The following is a 1,677-nucleotide window of genomic DNA, read 5'->3' on the forward strand; positions in this document are numbered from 1 at the left end:
ATCGCTGGTGATCTGGAGAGACATGGCATCGGCGCGGATCGCATTCATATGATTCCGAATGGGATCGATCTGCCCCGTAGGCCGCGCCGCGAGCCGAGCGCCGATGGCTCGTGGATCGACGCCGCTCAAATTTGCGGCGACGCGATGCAGCCTCGCCGATACGATCCGCAGCTTCTCTTCAATCGACCACCGGTTCACCGCCGCGCCGCCGCCCGGTCTCAACGACCTCCAGCCGCCCAGTTAGTCTAGAAGGCATATCTGAAGCGGTCGATGTCTTCCTCGTATCGTTTCTCGACTATTGCCCGCGTGTAGCTATTGTACACGTCGTGACGAGCACGAGTGTTCCCGAATATGTTCGTTCGCGGCATCTGGAAATCTGGTTCACCGAGAACGTCACGCAGTCGATCGATCTCGTCCGCAATCTGCTCAAGTTTGAATACGTGATCGCATCTGTACTCGTTCTTTACGCGCAAGAAAGCGCTCTGAGATACCCAGTGGCGATCGGCAGATTCATCCGTCCCCTCATCGGAGCCGAGCCAGCTAACGAAGTCATCGAACGGCATGAATGGGCGAAGGCCCCGGTAACGTGCGATTCGGTGCGCCCGGCGACGTCCCCGGTCCAGTCTTGCAATCTTATCCCTATAACAGCTGTAGACCCTGTCCCAGGGATTGCGAACGGCTGCCATCACGCGAAATTTTCTTCTGATCGAGTCCTTGTGCAAGAGAGACTGGAGTGAAGTTGTCTCAGACCACACGCCTTCCTGCTCGGACCAACGGTCGAGAAACGCTGCCATAAGCGATCTGCTGCCGGATTTGGGGATTGTTACGACTATCGCCTCATGCCGGAGAGAAACGAGTACGTCAGTTTCGAGAGTGGGCACAGGTCGGTTCTGTAGTGAGAACAATATTCGTCTTGCTGCAATGTAAGCGAGTTGCGCTCTGGTTTGCCAGGGGTCTGAATCGCGCGTGAGATAAACGCTCTCCCGTAGGGGATTCTCGTGAGAGTACTTTGCGGATATGGTCATCCCAGGTTCAGCGCGTTGTTATGGACCTTCGTCCTCTAAATGTCCATCTGTTCCAAAAAGAATTGAGTGATTCAGCAGGTTGTGATTCCGAGATTCTGATAGCTGTAAATGCCAAATATCCCGACCCGGAGAACCGTCGTCATGCTGCGCTCCTCTGAAGTGCTCGGCGCTCGGGCTTATGCGCGAACGGGGAGCGCGACTACTTTTGAACGAGTCTGGTTCCGATCCGATTTTCGCGCAAACGCGATAGGGCAGAAGTATTGGTGCAAGGTATACCACAAAATAATCACTCCGCTGTGCCCGGGGTAACAGCGGCAGTTCTCTGAGACGCTTAAATCCAACAAGCTAATCTGGGACAACCCCTCCTCATGGCCGGCGTGTGCCATCACCCAAAAAGGAGAAGGGATGCACCAGGATGCGGGGGTCGTCTGCATGCGGCATGCACCCACCAAGGCGCAGCTGGGCATGGGAACGCCATCCGATGGATTCAGCGTGATCGGTGCGGCGATATGAAAGCACGGGATGCGGAAGGCAAGATTGACTTGGGGCATCGACTGCGTATCGCGCATGTCATCACCCGTCTCATCAATGGCGGTGCTGATGAGAATACCGTCCATTCCTGCAATTGGGCCGCGCAAGGAGGACATGATGT

At 55.7% G+C, this 1,677-nt stretch carries 3 protein-coding genes; all 3 read right to left on the minus strand.

The annotated features are described in order from the left end of the window. On the minus strand, window positions 1–222 hold a 222-nt coding region (locus AC0L18_RS32290; RefSeq protein WP_473495728.1), incomplete at its 3' end, for a hypothetical protein. A 23-nt stretch (window positions 223–245) separates the two neighbouring features. Then, window positions 246–1,025 carry a sulfotransferase family 2 domain-containing protein gene (locus tag AC0L18_RS32295; protein ID WP_473495729.1) on the minus strand — a complete coding sequence of 260 codons (780 nt, stop codon included), beginning with the start codon at window positions 1,023–1,025 and terminating at the stop codon, window positions 246–248. Window positions 1,026–1,201: 176 nt separating this feature from the next. Then, the coding region (locus AC0L18_RS32300) for a hypothetical protein (RefSeq protein WP_473495730.1) at window positions 1,202–1,677 on the minus strand (476 nt) is incomplete at its 5' end.

Source organism: Mesorhizobium sp. WSM4819 (genome assembly GCF_055811215.1).

Excerpts from the sequence above, each read along its gene's own strand:
- AC0L18_RS32295 (WP_473495729.1), bottom strand. The coding sequence starts at position 1,025 with ATGACCATATCCGCAAAGTACTCTCACGAGAATCCCCTACGGGAGAGC.